Origin of the sequence: Bacillus weihaiensis (genome assembly GCF_001889165.1) — a bacterium.
GTDB classification, from domain to species: domain Bacteria; phylum Bacillota; class Bacilli; order Bacillales; family Bacillaceae; genus Metabacillus; species Metabacillus weihaiensis.
On the sequence record NZ_CP016020.1, the window covers coordinates 2,693,953 to 2,716,436 of the forward strand.

The following is a 22,484-nucleotide window of genomic DNA, read 5'->3' on the forward strand; positions in this document are numbered from 1 at the left end:
AAAAAAGAACCTACAAAAGTAAGTTCATTTAAGAGGATGTTGCTATTTTATTCTCTAAAAGTGTTGGATTTGGTATAGCTTCTACCTGAATTTTTGAAATTTCAATTGATTTAATATGATGGTTTTCCATCTGTTTAACTTTAAATGAATACGGATGAAGCTCAACTAAGCCACCTGTTTGGATATCGTAATGCTCAGTTAAAATCCAACCACCAATCGTGTCTACGTCTGCATCATCAATTTCAAGTCCTAACAGTTCATTAATTTCACTTACAAGGACTTTACCGTCAATAATATATTTATTCTCATTCACCTTTTGAATCAAAGGAACTTCATCTGCATCAAATTCATCCCTGATTTCCCCAACGATTTCTTCAAGAATATCTTCAACAGTTACAAGTCCAGCAGTTCCACCATATTCATCAATTAAGATTGCCATATGAATTCTTTCTCTTTGCATTTTTAGCAATAGTTCATGAATAGGAACCGATTCAATTACTTGAATGATCGGACGAACATATTTATCAATAGTTAACGGCTGATCACTTTCAAAATGAATAAGGTCTGTAAAAATCTCTTTAATATTGACAATACCTACGATATGATCCTTATCACCATCTACAATCGGATATCTTGTGTACTTTTCATCCTTAATAATCTCTAGCTGCTCCTGAATGGGTGCGTCAATAGAGAGTGATACGATTTCAGTACGAGGAACCATAATTTCCTTTGCAATTCGATTATCAAATTCAAAAATCTTATTTACATACTTAAATTCAGATTGATTAATCTCTCCACTTTTATAGCTTTCAGACAAAATAATTCTCAATTCTTCTTCACTATGAGCAAGCTCGTGCTCTGATACAGGCTTAAATCCAAAAAGACCTGTAATAAATCGTGCAGATCCGTTTAAAATCCAAATAAACGGGTACATTATACGATAGAAGACCATTAAAGGTTTTGCAAACCAAATACTAACTTGCTCAGCTTTTTGTATTGCAACTGTTTTTGGTGCTAACTCACCTACAACAACATGTAAAAATGTAATCGTTGTAAATGCAATCGTAAACGACAAAACGGCTGAAATAGAACTTGGCAATGAGTACTGGTTAAAGATTGGCGTTAATAAATGCTCTATAGTTGGTTCACCTAACCAGCCTAAACCTAGAGCAGTAATGGTAATTCCAAGTTGACAGGCAGATAAATATTCATCAAGATTATCAATAACCTTTTTAGCTGCAACTGCCTTTTTGTTTCCTTCTGCAATTAATTGGTCAATACGAGAGCTCCTAATTTTTACAATGGCAAATTCAGAAGCAACGAAAAAACCCGTAAGAGCGATTAAAATTGCAACAAGCAACAAATTCACTATGTCCAAATAAGCTTCCTTACTCCGTCAGTTGACGGAAAAGGAGTCACCTCCTGAGAGTTAAATAGATTAATACATGTCATTTAATGACAACTCTCCTTACTGACGTCCGCTTGGAGATCAATAAGGGATGCTACAAAACTATTTACATTTAACACTGCCCCATATTATCACCCCACAGTTTTTCTTAGATTAATCATAATACGAAGAAACCATACAGTCAAACGTAACACTTACCAGATTTCTTAAATAAATATGTGATAAATCGGTTAAAAATACCAAATTCAATAAAAAACAACAGAATCTGAGCAAAAATGAACGAATTTCAGTTTTTTAGCACTCATTAGATATGTTAGGAAAGAAAAATACTTTACCCTAGTCACATTCGTAAAGCCATTTTCTCCTCTATCTGTAATCAAAATAAAAAGACTGTAAGAAAGCTCGGTTACTTTCCGAGTTTGCCTACAGTCCATTAAATGTGCCAATTTTATTTTATTACCGCAAAAAAATCCTGGTACGATTGTAGGTAGTAGTCAGCACCTTTAGCTTCATTTTGAAATAGGCAAGTAGACAGCCCAATCTCTTTGGCAGGAATAATATCTAATAAACGATCTCCTACAGCTAAATCTAAGTGATGACGTTTGTGCAAATATCGATATGATGCACTATCTGGTTTCCTCGGAAACCCATCATCACCTGCAACGATCTCACTAAAATACTTATGCCAATCATAATAATCTAAAATCGCCATTACTTCATTTCTGGGTTTATGCGTCATAATGACATTTACGTTTGTTTTCTGTAACACTTCCTCTACATATGGAAAAGGTCCTTTTTCTTTAGGAGAAAGTGCTCTTTCCCTTTCTTTGAATACTTTGACTTGTTCTTCATCTAACCCAAAGAATTCGACTGCATGAGAAAAAGAGATTTTTAATTCTTTATAAATAGCTTCCTTTGCAACCTTATTGTTCATGAGCTCATACATGACTTCTGTAAAAGCTGGATACGTATTAAATAATGTTCCATCAAAATCCCATAAAACGTTCAAGCATTTTCTTCCTTCCAATTCATTCTTTGAAGTCATTTTACCATAGTCAGCTACTTTACAGCTGGAAGTTTTTTTATCATTAATAAAAAGAGTGTTCCTAAACAAACGTATCCAAAAATAGGGTATAAAGAAGAGATTAAAGAACTATAGCCAACCTTACTAATAAAAGCTGCAACACTTAAGATAGCACAGATAATAATCATTCTATTCAGCTTTAAAAATGAGCTTATTTGTCTTTCCAATCCATATAAATTTCCTATTACAGATGTAAAGACTTCCCCATAAATAACTGCGATATATATGTAGTAAAAGCTGTAAAATGTGGTTTTCATCACTTCTGCCATCGGAATATCGAATGATAAAACATCTGACAATGTTGAAAGAGAGATATGACTACTGATGAGAATTAATGTTAATAAACTCCCACCAATAATCCCTCCTCTTTTCAAAACCTTTTCGTCCTCTATTTCATTAGCTAAAGGTACAAGAACTGCTGCAGCCATCGTTATATTAAAGGCTGCATAAGAAAATGCGGATAGGATCCATTTCCCATTTAAACGATGACTCTCTTCTACTTGCTTTAAAAAGACATCAAGAGAAAAAACTTGTGCTGCTAATAGGACACTAAATATGATCAACATTGGTACCACAAGTAAGTTCACACTAAATAATCCATTTATTCCAAACGTCATAACGAGAAAGGTTAGGACAATGGTGACAACAACACCCATTCTCACAGATAGTCCAAGCTGTTCCTGAAAAATGGCTCCTGCACCAGAAAGCATGATTGAGGTTAAACCTAATAAGACAATTAACATGAAGATATTTACGAAACCTCCAACTTTCCTTCCGAACAAAAAGACCATTACCTCCTGATAAGATGTTGCATTTATTCGTTTAGATAATATAAGTAGTTTAGTTCCTAGATGAATAAAAAGAAAGCCAGCAACAATCATCCCCATAAGTCCGAACAGGCCATATTTAGTAAAAAATTCGACTATCTCTCTTCCTGTTGCAAAACCTGCTCCAACAACCGTTCCAACATATACAGCAGCAACTTTAACAGAAGCAATCCACGGTCTTTTCATTAACTTTGCACCTCTCACTTTCCACCAAATGGCTTGTATCATTATATGAGGGAAAAATCAGATCATTCTTTGAAAGTAAAATACTTATTATAAGCTCATTCTACTGTTTCAGCTTGTAACTCTCATGCTAGGGGAATTGACGACTATATTAAATGAACAAAAGATTCAATTGGATAGTACACTAGCAGCTAAAGGAAAAATTTGCGGGATTTAAATACCATCTAGCATTCGTTCTTTATGTCGTGTCATGCAGAAGGTGTTTGAGGCTCCAATTATAGAACTCTTATTAGACGAAGAAAACACTCAAATAATTAGTATAAATGTACATGATAACGAATATTCTAATGCTCTATTTTAAGGTTGATCCATACAAGTCAAACTCTTTTCTCTTAACTCTGTTAAACGAGGTCGGGGGTGATTTTGTTGTAGATATTCACTTTCTATAAAGATCCAAGATCATCCAGGAGAGCCAGGAAAGGGATTTTCATTTATACACTTCTCTCTTATCTAGCTAGAACACCTCCCCCTCAAGAATAGCTATTTGTAGATTAATAGCGCCTTATCTTTACAGGACTAACTAACACTTTTTATATTTCTAAACAGGCGTCTCTTCCCTTTCATTCTATTTAACAAAGTGCAAACAACTAACATTCCCCTTTACCACAGCCTAAATCGTGAAAAATTCTCTAGAATGATCCCTTCCATTCGGTCTGTATGTTAAAATTTACCCATCAAGATTGAAAGGAGCCGCTATGATTTACTTCAAAAAATTCTTTGTTAAAATGATCCACTTAAATAACTGGACTTTAGTTTTTGCTACTATTTCATTGGTTTTAATCAGTAGCTATTTTATTTATTTTATCGAACCCGAAACGTTTACAAGCCCATTTGAGGGCCTTTGGTGGACAATGACTACTGTCGCCACTGTTGGATATGGTGATGTCTCACCGACAACAGTATCCGGTAAAATATTCGCCATGTTTTTATACGTTATCGGAATTGGACTTATGACGATTTTCATCGGGAAAGTTATTGATTTCTTCAGCTTACGTAAAAGACTAAAGGAGGAAGGAAAGTTGAAAATTACTGCAAACGATCATATTATTCTCATTAACTGGACAAAAAGAGCTTCGATTACCCTCGATGAACTACTTACCACATTTGATTCCATTCATGTGGTTATTATTGACGAGGAACTAGCAAAAATCCCACTCCTCCATGAACGAGTTGACTTTGTAAGCGGTAATCCAGCTGATGTTGAGACACTTCAAAAAGCGAACGTACTATCTGCTAAATCAGTGATGATTTTTTCACCAGACGGTCGAATGACAACCTCACAAGCCGATGGTCATACACTCTTAATTGCTTCAACATTAGAAGGTATCGGCAAGGAAAATAACCAAAATATCTATACAATCTGTGAAGTAGCGAATTCTCAGCATATGAATGCCTTTTTACATGCAAATGTAGAAGAATTTATTACAGCAAATGATACGGCAGCCCACCTTGCAGCTCGTTCCATTATCTATAACGGATCAAGTGAAATTATTCGACAGCTTACTAGTCATCAAGGCTATGATCTATACTCAATTGATCCAAAACCAGAATGGAAAACTTATGAAGATGCACGGAAAGTTCTTTCAGAAAAAGGCGCCCTTCTCATCTCAGATGGGAGTGACTTGTCAATTATCAATAACCTTTCAAAGAAAGTGAAAAGCGACACAAAGCTTTTTATTATTTGTAATAGCGATACGTATTCAAAAATCATTTCTTAAGGGAGGCTTTGTCCTCCCCTTTGTCATGTCCGACCTTTTTAGCACATATACATGCTAGTGAGGTGTTTATAATGACGAAAATATATTCTTCCTTCTATTTATCTATTTCTTTCCTTTTTTTATTTGTAAATGGATCTGGCCTAGGGTTTATCTTTTATCAAATTCAACTTGGAGAAGAATTTGGACTAGCTATGTTTATTTTTACGAGTTTAGTTGGCGCGTTGTTTACAACATTCGAAATGGAACAAAAGCCAGAATACTATTCACGTTTATTCTTTTATTCTCATCTTATCATCACCCTCCTTCCCCTCTATTACTATGGAATAATGAAACTAATGTAAATTTTATCCGTCAATAGTCGTATTCAATCTCTTCCTAATGTATGGAAGAAAAATCAACCATATACAGGGCGATGCAGCGTTTCCTCTCCTTTATATTTAAAGAATAAAAGGAAAATGGAGGGGTAAACATGTTTGTTAATGAGTATGAATTAAAAAAGATCTATGAATATAGACGAATAGAATACGAAGAAAAACAAAGATATACCTGGAACAACCCTATTTTTTTAATTAATGATATAAAAAGGAAATAAATTGAATCCTGTACTTTTCTTTCCCAATCGATATAGAAGATGAATGGTATTTCCTTTCTCTTCTATATCGACTTATTCGTTTCGATTCCGTTAAAGATTGTTGGTAATTTTCCCTGCAGACAGTCCTAAAGCCTCCTTAGTTGTCAAGCCTCTTGCCCCTTTGGCCATTGACCACTCCCTAAAAGGAAGACGAAGATAAAAGAATCTTGATAGTATAAAATGAGTTGCTCTCACCGATAAAGAGATAAATTTTGTACCCAGAAATAATATTCGGGACTTGGAAATAGTACAAAACAATATTCACTAAATAATAGCCTAAAATGTCACTTCCTTATTTCCTATTCCCTCCTACAAATTTCTCCTCATCGTTTACACCTTCTATTCATCTCTACTAAAAAAATGAGCTTTTTTTCCTAACTTCGACAACTTCTTATAGAAACACTAAAAATATTTCTACTTTATCCGATATTACTTATAAGTAAAAATAAAAGAGAAATGGTGATTTACAATGGATAAAACTACATTAATAGGAATTATACTGTCGCTTATCGCAGTTGGAGTTGGGATGTTTTTAAAAGGCGTAAGTCCCTCAAACTTATTAAATGCGCCTGCGATTTTAATCATTATCTTAGGAACAATCGCTGCAGTTACAATTGCATTTCCAACAAACGAGATTAAAAAAGTACCAAAATTATTTGGTATTATTTTCAAAGAGCAAAAAATACCAACCATTCAAGAGCTTATTCCGTTATTCTCAGATTGGGCTCAAGTGGCACGTAAAGAAGGTTTACTTGCACTAGAAGCAAAATTATCAGAGGTTGATGACCCCTTCTTAAAAAATGGTTTATTAATGGCCGTGGATGGTCAAAATGCAGAATTTATTCGTGATGTGATGTCAGAAGAAATAGAAGCAATGGAAGAACGTCACCAAGCATCGGCAACAATATTTACACAAGCTGGGACTTATGCTCCAACACTTGGAGTTTTAGGAGCAGTTGTCGGTCTTATTGCAGCCCTTTCCCATATGGAAGATTCCAATGCTCTTGGTGCTGCCATCGGCGCTGCCTTTATCGCAACAATGATGGGGATCTTCACTGGTTATGTTTTGTGGCATCCTTTCGCAAATAAACTAAAACGTAAATCAAAACAAGAAGTAAAAGTAAAACAAGTGATGATTGAAGGAGTTCTATCAGTATTAGAGGGACAAGCCCCTAAAGCAATTGAGCAAAAACTAGCAACATACCTACCTGTAAGTGAAAGAAATCAATTAAATGCTTCGATCGCTGAGGGAGAGAGCGTAAATGGCTAGAAAGAAGAAGCATAAACATGAAGATGAGCATATGGATGAATCCTGGCTGGTACCTTATGCAGATTTATTAACGTTAGTACTAGCGCTATTTATCGTGCTTTTTGCAATGAGTTCAGTTGATGCCCAAAAATTCCAGCAATTGTCTAGAGCATTTAATTCAACATTTACTGGAGGTACAGGTGTATTGGAATACCCAAGCCCCACTCCTGATGGTGAAATGGAACAATTAGATATTGAAAAAGAACAACAAATAAATGAGGAAGACATTGAAGAAGCCAAAGAGCGAATTGAGCAAGAAAACCTAAAAGAAATTCAAGATAAAATTAATAGCTATATAACTGATAATAAACTAGAAACTAGACTAGAAACTAGGCTCACAGACGAAGGATTGCTAATCACCCTTTTAAATGATGTATTCTTTAATTCTGGAAGTTCAGAAGTTCGTGAAAAAGATAAAAAGCTTGCTTCAGAGATTTCAGAGCTTCTCATCATGAGCCCACCACGTAATATAATCGTGAGTGGTCATACAGATAATATCCCGATTAATAACTCAGAATTTGATTCTAACTGGCACCTGAGTGTGATGCGTGCTGTAAACTTTATGAAGATTTTAATCGATAACGATAAGTTAGATCCGAAAGCTTTTAGCGCAAAGGGATTTGGCGAATTCAGCCCTGTAGCTTCTAACGAAACGAAAGAAGGCAGACAAAAAAATCGACGTGTTGAAATTTTGATATTACCTTATGAGCAAAAGCCATCACAATAAAAACCACACTTAAGTTGAACAAAATAAAAAGCCGGTAAAGATTTTACTTGAAGTAAAATCTTTACCGGCTTTTTTGCCTAAGGCACCTACAGGCTACCCTTATGCTCTTTTTACAGCAGAGGCCAAATTGATCAAAATTCTCTATAACAATTATAGTAACTCATTTGCATGCAGACCAACTTTTTTCATTAAGTCGATTGCTTGTTTTTTTTCCTCTTCCGTCAACACACTAACAATTTCATTGATCCGTTCCTGATGTGGAGGAAAAATACTCTCTATTAATTCTTTTCCTTTGTCAGTAATTTGTGCAAATGTAACTCTTCGGTCTTTTGGACAAGCCACACGATTTAAAAGATTTTTCTGTTCCAATTTATCGACCACATATGTGATACTTCCGCTCGCTAGAAGAATTTTCCCGCCAATTTGTTGTAATGGTTGGTCTCCCTTATGATAAAGAAGCTCCAAAACAGCAAATTCAGTAGGATTTAACTTAAAAGTTGCAATATTTTTATTGACAACATCATTAAAAGCACGATGTGCACGAGAAAGGACAATAAAAAATTTAAGAGAATCTTCAATTTCTTTTGTTTTATCCATATAGACTCAACCCTTTAACCATTATCTTGAATTCAAACTATTCAGCTATATCATAGTCTAATTTCCTATTTAAGTCAATCTTAATGAAGCTTTAGAATGATTAAAAGGAGTCGTACTCCTAGAAAAAAAGGTTCTAAGCATCATATACGAAACTTAGAACCTTTTATATGGATTGTATTTACAAAGGGTGATCTCATTTCCCTTTACAGATATTCTTCATCTATTATCATTTGTTGATATTCGTTAAGAAGCATGTCCAAATCTTGACTACACTTAACAGCAGTTTCACTTGTATAGCCTTCTCTCGTTGCTGTTTCAATCATTTCTTCTCTCTTAAGGTTAATTTTCTCAAGAAGCTTTGTTTTGAGTCGTTCATATTTCATCATTAACCCCTCCTTGATATTCGATTGTCTTTTTCACTATTGGCTTTAATAAATATTTTTGTTAATGGGTGTAACAAGCCTTCACGTTCCGCCGGAAGTCTCCTGCCTTCCACTCCAATCAACAAATTGAATATATTAACATTAAGAATTAACAGAGCCTTATTATTTCTAGTGGTAAACCAACAACCTTCGTTCATTGGTTGAGCAAGCCGATATTTAAATACATCAGTAGGAATGTTCATCAATCTGTTTATTCCTATGCATTATGGCAAAATAATTAAATAGTGTAAAGACAATCGCAAATTTAGACAATTTATGCACTTTCAAATGTGACTAATTTTAAAACTCATTATTGTGTCTTAGTGAGATTATTCCCTTTTATTGCTAATTATAAACATGAAAATCATCGATACATGAATCTAGTATTTAAGGAAAAACTATATGGTAAACAGATAACAGGAGGTTTATTTGGTGAAAAAAATTAGCTTTCTTACCCTTATCTTATTCCTTATTCCACCTATCATACTAGCCGCACCACCAGATGAGGATCACGAAAAACAGGTAGCTATCGTAATAGACGATTTCGGAAATGGGATGAAAGGTACAGCTGAAATATTATCTTTACCTGTACCTATTACAGCTGCAATTATGCCTTTTCTTTCTACCACGGAAGAAGATGCGAAGCTTGCTCATAAAAATGGACATGAAGTAATTGTTCACTTACCTATGGAACCAATTTCCGGAAAAAAGAGCTGGCTTGGACCAGGTGCAATAACAACTGATTTATCAAATGAGGAAGTGAAAAAGAGAGTACATGCTGCAATTGACGATGTTCCTTATGCAGTTGGAATGAACAACCATATGGGCTCAAAAGTAACCGCTGATGAGAGAGTGATGAGAATTATATTAGAAGTCTGTAAAGAACGGAATCTGTATTATTTAGATAGTAAAACAACAGGTAAAAGTGTAGTTCCGAAGCTAGCTAGTGAGCTGCATGTACCTTATTTAGAAAACGAGCTTTTTTTTGATGAGCAATATACAACAAGCCATATTATTAAGCAAGCTAATCTTTTAATGACTCGAATTGACCAGGATAATGAAATCATTGCAATTGGACATGTTGGAATCGCAGGTGAGAAAACAGCATCTGTATTAAAGCAATATGTTCCATTGGTTGAGAAGAAAGCAGATACCGTTACTTTATCTGAGCTCTTGTTAGAGATAGATTTTACTCCAAAAGAGCAAAAAACATAAGAGGCTGGGACAGAAGTGCCTGGCACCTTATCGTAACGACTATATGTACGCACTGATTTATCTAGTGCACACAATAGATTGTATCGGAGGGTGCCTAGCTCTTTGTTTTGTCCCAGCCTATTGGTGTTTAGCTTTGTTTTTTGATTAAATCCACTGATGTCACTCGAAACTCTTTATCCTCAAGCTTCTTTATTACTTTCTTAAGTTTATCTTCTGACACTTCACTTGAAATGTTTAAGATGATTCTTCGGATGTATTGATCTCCATTATCTAATGTTAACAGACCTTCAATATTTACATCTTTTACGGCTGTAACTAAATCTTTAATAGCTCCCTTATGTTCCTTTGTTCCAACAGTAAGTAAGTATCCCCCTGTTTTCATTCCAAAGGAGTCCTCTAGTACATCCATGATATTAGAATGGGTAATGATTCCAGAAAATTCTTTTTCCTCATTTAAAACAGCTAAAAATGGGAGCCTTCGTATCGTCAAAAAAGTTTTAAAAAAAGAGTCCTCTTCAAATATGTACGCATCCTGATTTTTAATCAAAGGCATGATAGAATCAGAATCTTGCCCCTTTTCATCGACAAAATATTCTAGTAAATGAACTTTATAAATAAAGCCAACAAATTGTTTGCCGCCTTCGCTTAATACAGGAATACTACGAAACCCTGTTTCTTTTAAATAGTCATAAGCTTGCTTAACTGTAAACCCTTCATCACAATATTTCACATCTTCTTTTGGTACATAATGATAACGGACCTTCATACGTTTGCCCCCTTTTGCTCATATTGCTAAAAATTTATCATAGTAAAAGTAAATAGTAAAGAAGATTTCAACTTTTCAAATAGTTTTTGTTCAATACGCCGTATTGATTTTACCCATAACTCCATACTTTGAAACCTCAATCTGTAAGATAAAAGAAAGGAATTATCTTAAGACTCTTTTTAAAATTCCTGTTCACAATAATTGATTTCTATTATTGTAAATGCTTAGCTGCTGTCCGGAAGCATCCCTGTTGTGTTTTTCGTTACAAGGTCTTACTTGGATAAGATTCATTTACAGAAATCTCATACATTAACCGACCATGTCGTGTACCTGTTTTTTCACATAAAAAAACGTGAATTCAAATGTGAATTCACGTTTTTATCTTCAGATGTTTGTCAGTACATTCGACATACTGGTTCTCTTGAAACTAAGTTATTTGCTAACTGTATCTTGATAAGGATGAGCTACCCAGCCCTCTGTTTCAATGAATAATCTTACTGCTACAACTTGGCGATCCTCCATTAACGTAAAGAAATGTGGATTTCCTTCAGGTACTGAAATAACATCGCCTGGTTCAAGCTCAACATCGAAATAACCTACTTCATCATTGCCTTTAATAATGAAAATACCATGTCCAGCAGTAATCGCACGAACCTCATCTTCTGTGTGTGTGTGAACATTTTCAAACTTTTTGAGAAGCTCCTCTATGTTAGGCGTTGCATCAGATAAAGCCACGATATCCCATGTTTTGTAGCCTCTTCTTTCTGCTAATTCTTCAATTTCATCTTTATAAGCTGTTAAAATACCCTCTTTTTCCTCATCAGAAAGCACGAATTTTTCTTTTAATTCTTCCGGTAATTTACTCATATCCCAATGCTCATATAGAACACCTTGCTTTTCTAAAAATGTTAGTACATTGTCGTGTCCTTCTATTACTTCACTTGTATTTCTCACTTTAATAACTGCCATTTTCCATTCCTCCAATTTTTATTATTTTTTATCTCACAAGAGCCTTTAGTGATAGCAATTTCACATGGTATGAAAACAAGAATTCACTTGCTTCTAAATATTTTTTTGCTTCTAGAGCATTCCTACCCCAGGCTGTAATTCCATGATTCCTGATTAAAACCGCTCCAGCAGCAGCTGAAACATGTTTTGAAAATTCATTAGCTAAGGTTGGAATATGGGCATAATTGGGTATGATTGGGATTGTAAATGAAGCATCTTCTTCCCATAATCCATACGCTTTAATAATTTCCTGCCCTTGAAAAACAATTTCACCCTTATCTGCATATAGTTCAGATATCACATTGTTATCAATTGTATGAACATGTAAGCTACATCCTGCATCTGTCTTATTAAATATCTCAACATGTAATAGAGTTTCAGCAGAAGGCTTTAGATGTGTATCATAAAGCGACTGACCAAATTGATCCACTTCTAAGAAATCCTCACGTGATTCCTTCGTTTTGTCTTTGCCACTTGCTGTTACTAAAAAAGTGAGAGGATCATGATTCACTTTAATCGCTAAATTACCACTTGTAGCAGGAAACCAATCTCTTATAGCTAGCACCCGCTTTATATCTGCTAACTCATCCCATCTCTCTTGCACTAAGCTCAACTCTTTACCTCCTCAAGCTGTTCCAAGATGTTCATCACATCAAAGAATGTAGTAAAAGGCCTGTACGGTAAATCTAATTCCTTACTTTTCTCTAATAATAAATCTCTAGCAATGACGTAATCTGCTAACTTAGCAGCTTGGAGATCTGTAATGGAATCTCCAATCACAATTTTTTCTTGTTTAGAAGTAGTTAATTGACGAATAAGAGATGGCTTACAGCAACCACATTCATTGCTACAGGTATCATCACATGTATGCGGCCATTCAATCTTGATTTTCTCACCTTCAAAATTAGCACGATTACAATAAATTTGATCACTATCAACAAGGCCATCAAGTAGTGGATACACGAAGAAATCTATACCTCCACTGACAATATATAAAGGAATTTTCTTTTCTTTTGTATACGCTACAAACTCCTTAAAGCCTTTACGAATTTCAGCGTATTCTAGAATATAGTCAATTATTTCTTGTTTCAATGAGGCTGGTAATAGCTGAAACATTTTCCCGACGCCTTCAGAAATAGAGATTTCTTGTGAAAGAACACCATTCTTTAATTCGTTCCATTCTGGTGGAGCGAACTTTTTCATGATGGCAATAATATTATCTGTTTCAGTTATTGTTCCATCAAAATCACATATAATCACTTTATTGCTCATTGAATCACCTCTTTAGCACCCCATAGATCAATTGCAAGCTGTAAATCTAACTGATCTTCTGCTGCTTCTCTTAACGTTTTCCCTTGTAAGGTAGCATCGATTGCTGCACGGAATGCCCTTCCTCCGCCAACGGCTCCGTTTGGATGACCATGTACTCCTCCTCCTGCATTGATAATCGATTCCGTCCCAAAGTCCTTCATTAGTAAAGGAACAAGACCAGGATGAATACCAGCAGAAGGAACCGGGAATGTTTGCTTAAAAACATCCTCATTCACACAGTTTTGCGCTATTCCTAGCGTCTCATCACGATCAAGCGCTACACTGCCGTACGGTGATGGAAATAAAGAAAAATCCGCACCAGACATTCTTAGTAATTTCCCAAGTAATAATGAACTTGAGAATCCATATAAGCTGGAAGCTGTTGATGCGCCACTCACAGCTGGATGAGCCATAATAGGAACAGTAATTTCTTTATCTTCTGCTAAACTTTGCAAGACATCTAAACCGTAAGCAAATACATTGAATAATAGAACGTTCGCTCCAAGCTCTGAAGCTCTTTTTGCTTTATCCTTTAATTCAAATGTTTTACCAGATAGATTAACTGCATATAATGCTCGATGACCGGTTTGTTCAAAAACGGATCTAATCACTTCCTTACCTGAAGCTATTCGTTTTTCGAACGGTGTAAGTAGATTATCGAAAAGAATTTCATCATCTTTTACTAAATCAACTCCTCCTAAGAGCTGCTGTTCTAATTGCTTTGATAAATAGGTCAAATCTCTCCCTATTACTCCTTTAAAGATACTCATAAGTAGCGGTCGGTCATATACACCGACGCTTTCACGGATTCCTTGAATACCAAAGGAAGGACCCGCAAATGCCGTTTTCAGCTCATCCGAAAATTCTAAATCAAGAAGTTTTACTTCTCCATCAAGTGATAGCTTCCCAAAGGTTGTCGTCAAGATAGCTGGTAAATCATGACTATAATTAACTCCTGGGTACGCAATTTTTATTATTCCTTTTGTAACTTTCCTTCCTAGGAATTGGTTTGTTTTTTCTTCTGTATCTAGCTCTTTAACCTCTATTACACGACCCTTATGAGCCTTTAACTGTTCCTGTTCTAGTAATGGAAGATCCGTCCATGATCCTATCGTTAACCCAAGGGCAATTCCTTCTGCTTTCTTTTCTAGGTCTCCTTTTGTATCATGGACAAGATATGTAGCAATTACTTCACTCACGCTATACCCTTCTTTCATACATATGATTAATCAGAATTTTTCATCATTTTTATACTATCATGTTTCATTGGTTTTTTCATTGACTCTCTTACGCTTTACTATTTCAAACTAGAGCTACTCTTTTATCTTAGTTACCTCAAAACACCTTCTTTCTTAAGCGCAAAAAGTAACATAGACAACCCGATAAATACAAAATGCCCCTCCGATGCTCATAGATCGAAGGGGCTGTCATTTACTCATGAATAACAAGCATATCTCCTTATCTATCAGCTTTTATGCTGCAAGAATTAGCACCGTGCTTTCTAAATTCAGAAAGTCGGTTGCCGGGCTTCATAGGGCTAGTCCCTCCACCTGCTCTTGATAAGAACGAAACGTTCATATTGACGATTTCATTTTTTAAATTAATTTGGATTATGACAGATGCTATCTTTTCTGTCAATAGATTATTTTTAAAATATTGACAAATCTTTGATTCGTCGTGCAGCTTCCTTCAACCTTTCTTCGGATGTTAGTAAACCTACACGTACGTAGCCTTCCCCATATTGACCAAAGCCAATCCCAGGGGCAACAACCACATGTGCTTTATCTAATAAATAATCTGAGAATTGTTCTGAAGTAAACCCTGGAGGTACTGGTAGCCATGCAAAAAAGGAGCCCGCTGGTGCTTTCACATCCCAACCAATCTCTCGAAATTCTCGAATAAGTACATTTCTTCTAGATTCATACATATCATTTAATTGCTCCACACATGTTTGTTCGCTTAGTAGTGCATGGGCTGCTGCTTCTTGAATAGCACTAAATACACTTACATATAGATGATCCTGTAGAAGATTTATCGCTTCAATTACCGAAGCATTTCCTACTGCAAAGCCTATTCTCCAACCTGCCATATTAAATGTCTTAGAAAAGGTGTAAAGCTCAATACCAATATCCTTCGCACCTTCTACCTGTAAAAAGCTAAGAGGCTTTATCCCATCATAGCCTATAGCGCCGTATGCAAAATCGTGGACAACACATATATCATTTTCCTTAGCGATTGACACTGTTTCAGCAAAAAAATCTTTGTTGGCTGTTGCTCCAGTAGGATTATTAGGATAATTCAAAAACATTAATTTTGCCTGATCAAGTATGTGTTGTGGAATCTTCTTATAATCTGGTAAAAACTCATTCTCACTTAAAAGAGGCATCATTTCCATTTTCGCTCTTGCAAGCTCAACACCAGACCAGTAATCGGGATACCCTGGATCTGGAACAAGAACTACTTCTCCAGGATTTAGTATACATTGTGGGACTTCAACTAATCCTGCTTTCCCTCCAAATAAGATAGCCACTTCTTTAGTAGGATCTAAGTCAACACCATATTCTCTTTTATAAAACGTCGCAATTGCCTCTTTCAAATAGGCTTGACCTCTAAATGGAGAATACTTATGATTCACTGGCTTTTCTACTGCTTCTTGCATTGCCTTTACAATATGTGAAGGCGTAGGTTGATCTGGATTTCCTTGTCCTAAATTAATCACATCATGACCTTGCTCAACAATAGCATTAACTTTTCCTACAAGACTTGCAAAAAATTGCTTTGGTAATGTATTCAATAATTGAGATTGTTCAAATACTTTCATTTTTCAACACCTACTCAAAAAATTCTTGAAATTCTAGTCACAAATCATATATTGTTAGTAACAACTTGTAAAGTAAAAATTTTAAAAATTGGATGGTGCAAATAGAATGAACCCTGTTATAACCTGCATTCAGCTTGATATAAAGTTTGGTGATCCTGTCTTCAATTACGAACAAGCAGAAAAAAAGATTTCACAAGTCATCCTTTCTGAAAACCCAACTATCATTGTTCTCCCGGAACTATGGACAACTGGCTATGATCTAACTCGCCTTGACGAAATTGGTGATAGTTCAGGAAAAACAACTACTCGCTTTCTGTCAGAGTTGGCGAAAAAACATCGTGTTCATTTCGTAGGAGGGTCCATAGCAAAAAAACAGGATAACTCTGTTACGAATACAATGCTAATCATAAATAATAAAGGGGAACTCGTACAGGAGTATAGCAAGCTCCATTTATTTAAATTAATGGATGAACATCATCATCTAATCTCTGGACAGACGAAGGGACTTTTTGAATTGGACGGTGTAAAAAGTGCGGGTGTCATATGCTACGATATACGTTTTCCAGAATGGATACGCGCGCACACAACACAAGGTGCTGAAATTTTATATGTGGTTGCTGAGTGGCCCCTACCACGTTTACACCACTGGAAAAGTCTTTTGATAAGTCGAGCAATAGAAAATCAATGTTACGTTGTAGCCTGTAACCGAGCTGGATCTGACCCTAACAATGAATTTGCAGGTCATTCCATGATTATTGATCCCTGGGGGGAAATTTTGATTGAAGCAGATGAAAAACCTGGCTTTATTACAGCAGAACTAGAGATTGAAAAAGTAAAATCTGTGAGAAAGCAAATCCCTATATTTGATGATCGTTTACCGGAATTTTATTAATTCATTTCAAAAAGCTATTGACAATTTCATTTGAACACTGATATCATCCTAATCAAGCATTATGATTTTCAAAAAAACAAAAATGTTCTGAATTGATGTAAATTAAATATATGTAAATCTCTTATCAAGAGTTGGCAGAGGGACTTGGCCCGATGACGCCGCAGCAACCGACCGCAAAACCAATCATTGGTTTTAATTTGGATCTTTTTCCAATAGGGCACGGTGCTAATTCCATCAGAAAGACATTCTTTCTGACAGATGAGAGGTGCGAAGTCTAACTTCAAGCCTCTTTCATTGTCGAAAGGGGCTTTTCTTATGAGTAGATTTTCCACCATACGTGATCAGTCTGATCGCCCTAGCGTCTCCCTATAAATCTATGAATCATAAAAGAAAAGCCTCCAAAAAAATTCTCGGAGGTATGTACAAATGGCTAACAAAAAATCGTCTATTTATCAACCATTAACTGAAAGTGACGCAATAGCACTTGCTAAACGACTACAGCTTTTTGATGAAAAGAGTCAATTAACGTGTAATGAGATTGGTGATGGAAACTTAAATTTGGTATTTAGAGTCGTAAACTCAGAAAATAATGAGAGTGTGATTATCAAGCAAGCTTTACCATATGCGAAAGTTGTCGGGGAAAGCTGGCCCTTAACTTTAGATCGATCAAGAATTGAAACAAATGCCCTCATTAAACAAAGCGAATTTGTTCCAAATCTTGTCCCAAAAGTGTACTACTCGGATGAGGCACTTGCTATTACGATTATGGAGGATTTATCCCATTTACAAATAGCTAGAGCAGCCTTGATTGACGGTAAAAATCTACCCTTATTATCTAAACATATTGGAGAATTTTTAGGTAAAACCCTTTTCTATACATCCGACTATGGATTAGATCAACATTACAAAAAAGAGTTAGTAAAACAATTTATTAATCCAGACCTTTGTAAGATTACGGAAGACCTTGTTTTTACAGACCCATTTTTCAATCATGATACAAATGAATATGAAGCTGAATTACAACCAGATGTAGATCAAATTTGGGAAGATCAAGCGTTAAAGCTTGAAGTAGCTAAATTAAAGCACCTATTCTTAACAAAAGCTGAAGCATTAGTTCATGGTGACCTACATACTGGAAGTATATTTGCAGATGAAACAGAAACAAAAGTCATTGACCCTGAATTCGCTTATTTTGGACCAATTGGCTTTGATATCGGGCAAGTCTTTGCTAACCTTCTCTTAAATGCTCTATCAAAAGATACGGAAAAGCAAGACATTCTTTTTGATCATATCGAAGAAACATGGGAAGTATTTGTTGCTGAATTTTCAAAAGCTTGGAAGGAAGATGCAATTGAAACATTTGCGTCTGTTGAAGGCTATTTAGAGTATGTACTATCTGAAATTTTCGAAGAGTCAGTCGGCTTTGCAGGATGCGAAGTCATTAGACGAACAATTGGCTTAGCCCGTGTAGCAGATATAGAAGGCATTGAACCAAAAGAAAAAAGGCTCCTAACAAAACAGCTTGCACTTCAAGTTGGAAGTGAGTTAATTAAAAATCGAAAATCAATTAAAACACCTAAAGAAATAAAAAATTATACTAAACAACCAGTGAATTTTTAAGAGATAAAGGAGATCACACAATGACGACACCTAACTTTGCAATCCCTCGTTCCGTTATTTGGAATGATGAATCTATTTCCCTTTTAAATCAACAAAAAATCCCTCATGTGACAGAGTATCTTGAACTAAAAACTATTCAGGATGTATGGGAAGCAATCCAATCCTTAAAGGTACGCGGTGCTCCAGCAATTGGGATTACGGCAGCTTTTGGATTAGCTTTATCTGCACTTCAGGATGAAGCAGTGTCTTTAGTAACCTTTCAAGAAAACATCCGCAAAAACCGAGACTATTTAGCAACATCAAGACCGACTGCAGTCAACTTAGTTTGGGCATTAGATCGTTTAGTAAACTCGATTACACATGTAAAGTCTGTTAATGAAGGAAAAACAACAATTGTCCATGAGGCCATTCAGGTTCAAGCGGAGGATGAAGCTGTTTGTCGTTTAATCGGGGAACACGCTTTAACTCTATTCAACCGTGGAGATAAAGTGATGACAATCTGTAATGCTGGATCCATTGCTACTGCAAAATACGGAACAGCCCTTGCTCCATTTTATCTGGCTAAGGAAAAAGACATTGATTTACGTGTCTTTGCTTGTGAAACACGACCTGTTTTACAAGGGGCTCGCCTTACAACATGGGAGCTTATGCAGGCAGATGTCGATGTAACATTAATAACAGACAATATGGCAGCTCATACTATTAAATCAAAGGGAATCAATTCCATCATTGTTGGGGCCGATCGAATTGCAGCAAATGGTGACACAGCAAATAAAATTGGTACGTTTAACCTTGCATTATTAGCAAAAGCTTTTAATATTCCATTTTATGTAGCAGCTCCTCTTTCCACGTTTGACCCTGCTATTCCAGACGGATCCCATATCCCAATAGAAGAACGTGATGCAGAGGAAGTAACAACTATTCAAGGAGTACGCACTGCCCCTGAAGGTGTAAAAGTATTTAATCCCGCATTTGATGTAACCCCGAATGAACTTATTTCGGGAATTATCACTGAAAAAGGAATCGTAACAGGTGACTACACAACAGAAATCCGTAATCTATTTAGTTAAGGTTAGAAAAGTATGTACAACATTTGATAAGAATTTAAATGGATCTACTAGTGATTGTAGCTGGTAAACTAGGTCATTTATTGAAATAGATCATGCAACTTTTTCATATTCGTAGAAGAAAAGAAATAGGCTCTCACTTAATCGGTGGGAGCCTTTCTTTTGTAAGTAATAGTCCTAATACTTAGTTAACTTATTTTTTCTTTCCAATTATCTCTTTCATATCATCCTCTGAGATAATGTGCAGCTTAGAAAACAACGTAGCATAAAAATGGATTTTGTTAGGTCTTTTTTGAAACCACATTGAAAACTCGCCCCTTTCTTGCGTTCGCGCAACTTTTTTCTCTTAATCTAATAATATGTTGCAAATACAAAAAAGTGACAAGTATTGCGACTAGTTGTTAATGTTGAAAGATCGGTAATGTAATATGAAAAGTTGTCCCAACATTTTCCTCACTTTCTACCTCAACTAAACCACGGTGTTCCTCAATGATTTTATAACTAACCATTAGCCCTAGACCTGTTCCCCTTTCTTTCGTCGTATAAAAAGGTTGTCCAAGTCTCTTAATTTTATCTTCTGATATTCCCGATCCTCGATCAGAAATGGAAACGAGAATATGTTCATGGTCTTTCATCGACATATTCACGTCAATTTTTCCTCCATCAGGCATTACTTCAATTGCATTTTTTAAAATATTGATAAACACTTGTTTTAACTGATTTGGTTCACAAAAAATCACAGGAAGTGCCTTCTCAATTCTTAGATCCATTTGAACATTTACTAGGATGGCTTGTGCACTTAATAGCTCAATGGTTTCTCTCATAATCTGGGCTATATTTTTTTGTTGATAGTGAATAGCCTGGGGTCTTGCTAAAACTAAGAATTCGGTAATAATGGATTCGATTCTACTCAATTCAGAAGTAATGACATTAAAGTACATAGAAAAGTCTTCTTGTACACTTCCCTCTAATAACTGTATAAATCCTTTCAAAGCTGTCATTGGATTTCTGATTTCGTGCGCGATTCCAGCTGCGAGCTCCCCTACTACATTTAAAGTATCCGATTTTCGAAGTTGCTCCTCTAGTTCTTTTTTTTCTGTAACATCTCTAAAAACAGCAAGATTCATATTTTCATTAATATGAAATTTTAATGAAAACTCAATTGTCTTCTCTTCACCTAAGTCATTCTTATAGGTCACTTCTTGAGTTTTTTCGTGGATATAATGAAGATTTTCCATTCCGTTTTTAGAATTTATTTTCTTTGAAAATAAATGACATAAATCAAGAGTTTGATTTTCACGGTTATTAAGCTCAAGGATTTCTCTCGCGATCGGATTAGCATCAATAACTTCAAACGAATCATTAAATAAAAGAATTCCTTCCATCGCCCCATCAAAGATTTTCCTAAACTTCTGTTCACTTGCAATTAAATTGCTTTCCATTCTTTTACGTTCACTAACATTTCGGAGAATAGTTAAATGATGTCCATCTAATATATCCATTTTTGATGTGAATTCAAGTTCCTTATCTTCGCCATTCGGCATATGAAACAATAGTTCAGCTCTAATTGCACCTGTTTGCAAGTAGCTTTCTTTTATATTAGTAAAGCTAGAGGATTCTTGGTTGACAAAGTCTAGTATATTTCGTTTTACTAATTCCTCTGGAGGTAATTCAAATGTTCGACTTGCTGCATGATTCACTTTTTGAATTTGTCCTGAATTCTCCCATATCATAATTGCATCAATAGCATTCTCGAATATTTCTCTAAATCGCTCTTCGCTTTTATAAAGCTTTAATTCCATCGAACGTTTTTCCGTAATATCTCGCATGATCGCCATATAAAATCCATTGAAAATATTTGAGGTAGTTGTATATTCAAAGATTTTCTTTTTACCATTCTTTAATACAACTGGTAGTTCCCCTTTTGCATTACCATCCTCTTTCAACTTCTTCCATAGCTTATCTAATAGAGCCACTTCATCATTTCCAATAAAATCACCTAATTCATAGGATTGAAGATGTGCCTTACTTATTTCAAAGCTAGAACAAAAAGAACCATTTGCATCTACAAAGGAACCGTTTTCATCAAAGATGACAATTCCATCTACAGCGCGATGAAATAAATCCTTAAAAAGTTGCTCATTTATGGTTCTCTCTCTTTCTAGCATTTTCTTAAATGAAACATCCTTAATCATGGCAAGATCATATCCATTAATTGCTTGTTTACGAAGAGATAATTCTAAAAATTTCACTTGTCCATTGTCTAATTTCACCACAACCTCATGCTTTAATGTATCTGGTGAAAGTCTCACCTCATTTAAAAGTTCTTCAACCTCACCTTTTGAAAGCAAACTTAAAAAATCTGTGAATTTTCTTTTTGATAAATGTTTTTTTGTTAATTGAAACATATGACAGGCAGCAGAATTCGCATCAATAAATGTCATTTCTTCATTAAAAATAGCTACAGCATCTAATGCCCCTTCTAAGATAGCCTCATGCTGGTATAATTTTGATTTTAATAGTTCATTCTCTCTCTCCAAAAAAGACAATTTTTTTCTTAATATAACGACTTCGTTATCCTCCATCGTTTGCTTCAACCTATTCACCCCTATTTTTCGAACTTCACTCATCTACTTATCTGTATTCTACACGTTCTCTCATAGTCCTTCATACATCTACAAAAACATAGAAAAATAGGAGGTATTACCCGTTCTTGACAGAATAGCTCACACTTTGTCATATTGCTTTTTCTACTAACTGTACCGCAATAGCTACGCTTATAGACAATCGTAGAAAGATATTGAGTAATTTTATACCT

At 35.4% G+C, this 22,484-nt stretch carries 20 protein-coding genes and 2 riboswitches; of the genes, 8 read left to right on the top strand and 12 right to left on the bottom strand.

Annotated elements, in window-relative coordinates; genetic code table 11:
* Positions 1-28: 28 nt before the first annotated feature.
* The 3 genes from A9C19_RS12950 to A9C19_RS12960 all read right to left on the bottom strand — a co-directional run bounded on the left by A9C19_RS12950 (position 29) and on the right by A9C19_RS12960 (position 3,505).
* A complete protein-coding gene (locus A9C19_RS12950) occupies positions 29-1,378 on the bottom strand; it encodes a hemolysin family protein (protein ID WP_072580336.1) in 1,350 nt (449 codons plus the stop codon).
* A gap of 478 nt (positions 1,379-1,856) precedes the next feature.
* The gene (locus A9C19_RS12955; protein ID WP_072580337.1) at positions 1,857-2,417 is read right to left on the bottom strand and encodes an HAD-IA family hydrolase; all 561 of its coding nucleotides are present in this window, start codon (positions 2,415-2,417) and stop codon (positions 1,857-1,859) included.
* Positions 2,418-2,467: 50 nt separating this feature from the next.
* Positions 2,468-3,505, bottom strand: a complete 1,038-nt coding sequence (locus A9C19_RS12960) for a YkvI family membrane protein (RefSeq protein WP_072580338.1) — start codon at positions 3,503-3,505, stop codon at positions 2,468-2,470.
* A gap of 752 nt (positions 3,506-4,257) precedes the next feature.
* Between A9C19_RS12960 and A9C19_RS12965 the strand changes: the two genes are divergently transcribed.
* From A9C19_RS12965 to motB, 4 genes are all read left to right on the top strand, one after another.
* The gene (locus tag A9C19_RS12965; RefSeq protein ID WP_072580339.1) at positions 4,258-5,280 is read left to right on the top strand and encodes a potassium channel family protein; all 1,023 of its coding nucleotides are present in this window, start codon (positions 4,258-4,260) and stop codon (positions 5,278-5,280) included.
* 71 nt (positions 5,281-5,351) lie between these two features.
* On the top strand, positions 5,352-5,621 hold the full coding sequence (locus A9C19_RS12970; RefSeq protein ID WP_072580340.1) for a hypothetical protein: 270 nt from the start codon (positions 5,352-5,354) through the stop codon (positions 5,619-5,621).
* Positions 5,622-6,380: 759 nt separating this feature from the next.
* Positions 6,381-7,181, top strand: a complete 801-nt coding sequence (motA, locus tag A9C19_RS12975; protein WP_072580341.1) for a flagellar motor stator protein MotA — start codon at positions 6,381-6,383, stop codon at positions 7,179-7,181.
* Positions 7,174-7,947, top strand: coding sequence for a flagellar motor protein MotB (gene motB, locus A9C19_RS12980; protein WP_072580342.1), 774 nt, complete (start codon positions 7,174-7,176; stop codon positions 7,945-7,947). Before motA ends, motB begins: the two co-directional genes overlap by 8 nt.
* A 150-nt stretch (positions 7,948-8,097) precedes the next feature.
* Here motB and A9C19_RS12985 read toward each other — a convergent pair whose 3' ends face one another.
* Positions 8,098-8,544: a MarR family winged helix-turn-helix transcriptional regulator gene (locus A9C19_RS12985; protein ID WP_072580343.1), complete on the bottom strand. Its 447-nt coding sequence runs from the start codon at positions 8,542-8,544 to the stop codon at positions 8,098-8,100.
* 203 nt (positions 8,545-8,747) lie between these two features.
* The gene (locus tag A9C19_RS12990) at positions 8,748-8,927 is read right to left on the bottom strand and encodes an aspartyl-phosphate phosphatase Spo0E family protein (RefSeq protein ID WP_233499173.1); all 180 of its coding nucleotides are present in this window, start codon (positions 8,925-8,927) and stop codon (positions 8,748-8,750) included.
* A 471-nt stretch (positions 8,928-9,398) separates the two neighbouring features.
* Here A9C19_RS12990 and A9C19_RS13000 point away from each other — a divergent pair, with 471 nt between their 5' ends.
* A complete protein-coding gene (locus tag A9C19_RS13000) occupies positions 9,399-10,181 on the top strand; it encodes a divergent polysaccharide deacetylase family protein (protein WP_072580346.1) in 783 nt (260 codons plus the stop codon).
* Between the two features lie 127 nt (positions 10,182-10,308).
* Here A9C19_RS13000 and cbpA read toward each other — a convergent pair whose 3' ends face one another.
* From cbpA to A9C19_RS13030, 6 genes are all read right to left on the bottom strand, one after another.
* Positions 10,309-10,947: a cyclic di-AMP binding protein CbpA gene (gene cbpA / locus A9C19_RS13005; RefSeq protein WP_072580347.1), complete on the bottom strand. Its 639-nt coding sequence runs from the start codon at positions 10,945-10,947 to the stop codon at positions 10,309-10,311.
* Positions 10,948-11,379: 432 nt separating this feature from the next.
* A complete protein-coding gene (locus A9C19_RS13010; RefSeq protein ID WP_072580348.1) occupies positions 11,380-11,916 on the bottom strand; it encodes a 1,2-dihydroxy-3-keto-5-methylthiopentene dioxygenase in 537 nt (178 codons plus the stop codon).
* 28 nt (positions 11,917-11,944) lie between these two features.
* Positions 11,945-12,568, bottom strand: a complete 624-nt coding sequence (locus A9C19_RS13015; protein ID WP_072580349.1) for a methylthioribulose 1-phosphate dehydratase — start codon at positions 12,566-12,568, stop codon at positions 11,945-11,947.
* Positions 12,565-13,227, bottom strand: coding sequence for a 2-hydroxy-3-keto-5-methylthiopentenyl-1-phosphate phosphatase (locus A9C19_RS13020; protein ID WP_072580350.1), 663 nt, complete (start codon positions 13,225-13,227; stop codon positions 12,565-12,567). Before A9C19_RS13020 ends, A9C19_RS13015 begins: the two co-directional genes overlap by 4 nt.
* A complete protein-coding gene (mtnW, locus tag A9C19_RS13025; protein WP_072580351.1) occupies positions 13,224-14,465 on the bottom strand; it encodes a 2,3-diketo-5-methylthiopentyl-1-phosphate enolase in 1,242 nt (413 codons plus the stop codon). Before mtnW ends, A9C19_RS13020 begins: the two co-directional genes overlap by 4 nt.
* A 256-nt stretch (positions 14,466-14,721) precedes the next feature.
* A riboswitch (SAM riboswitch) is annotated at positions 14,722-14,832 on the bottom strand.
* Between the two features lie 82 nt (positions 14,833-14,914).
* Positions 14,915-16,087: a pyridoxal phosphate-dependent aminotransferase gene (locus tag A9C19_RS13030; RefSeq protein ID WP_072580352.1), complete on the bottom strand. Its 1,173-nt coding sequence runs from the start codon at positions 16,085-16,087 to the stop codon at positions 14,915-14,917.
* 106 nt (positions 16,088-16,193) lie between these two features.
* Between A9C19_RS13030 and A9C19_RS13035 the strand changes: the two genes are divergently transcribed.
* The 3 genes from A9C19_RS13035 (at position 16,194) to mtnA (ending at position 19,669) form a co-directional block, all read left to right on the top strand.
* Complete coding sequence (locus A9C19_RS13035) at positions 16,194-16,979, top strand: carbon-nitrogen family hydrolase (RefSeq protein ID WP_072580353.1); 786 nt, start codon at positions 16,194-16,196, stop codon at positions 16,977-16,979.
* 118 nt (positions 16,980-17,097) lie between these two features.
* A riboswitch (SAM riboswitch) is annotated at positions 17,098-17,244 on the top strand.
* Positions 17,245-17,405: 161 nt separating this feature from the next.
* A complete protein-coding gene (gene mtnK / locus A9C19_RS13040; protein ID WP_072580354.1) occupies positions 17,406-18,599 on the top strand; it encodes an S-methyl-5-thioribose kinase in 1,194 nt (397 codons plus the stop codon).
* A 20-nt stretch (positions 18,600-18,619) separates the two neighbouring features.
* Entirely contained in the window at positions 18,620-19,669 is a 1,050-nt protein-coding gene (mtnA, locus tag A9C19_RS13045; protein WP_072580355.1) for an S-methyl-5-thioribose-1-phosphate isomerase, read from the top strand.
* Positions 19,670-20,067: 398 nt separating this feature from the next.
* On the opposite strand, the gene A9C19_RS13050 is transcribed toward mtnA, so the two are convergent.
* Positions 20,068-22,263, bottom strand: a complete 2,196-nt coding sequence (locus A9C19_RS13050) for a PAS domain-containing sensor histidine kinase (RefSeq protein ID WP_072580356.1) — start codon at positions 22,261-22,263, stop codon at positions 20,068-20,070.
* Positions 22,264-22,484: the final 221 nt, after the last annotated feature.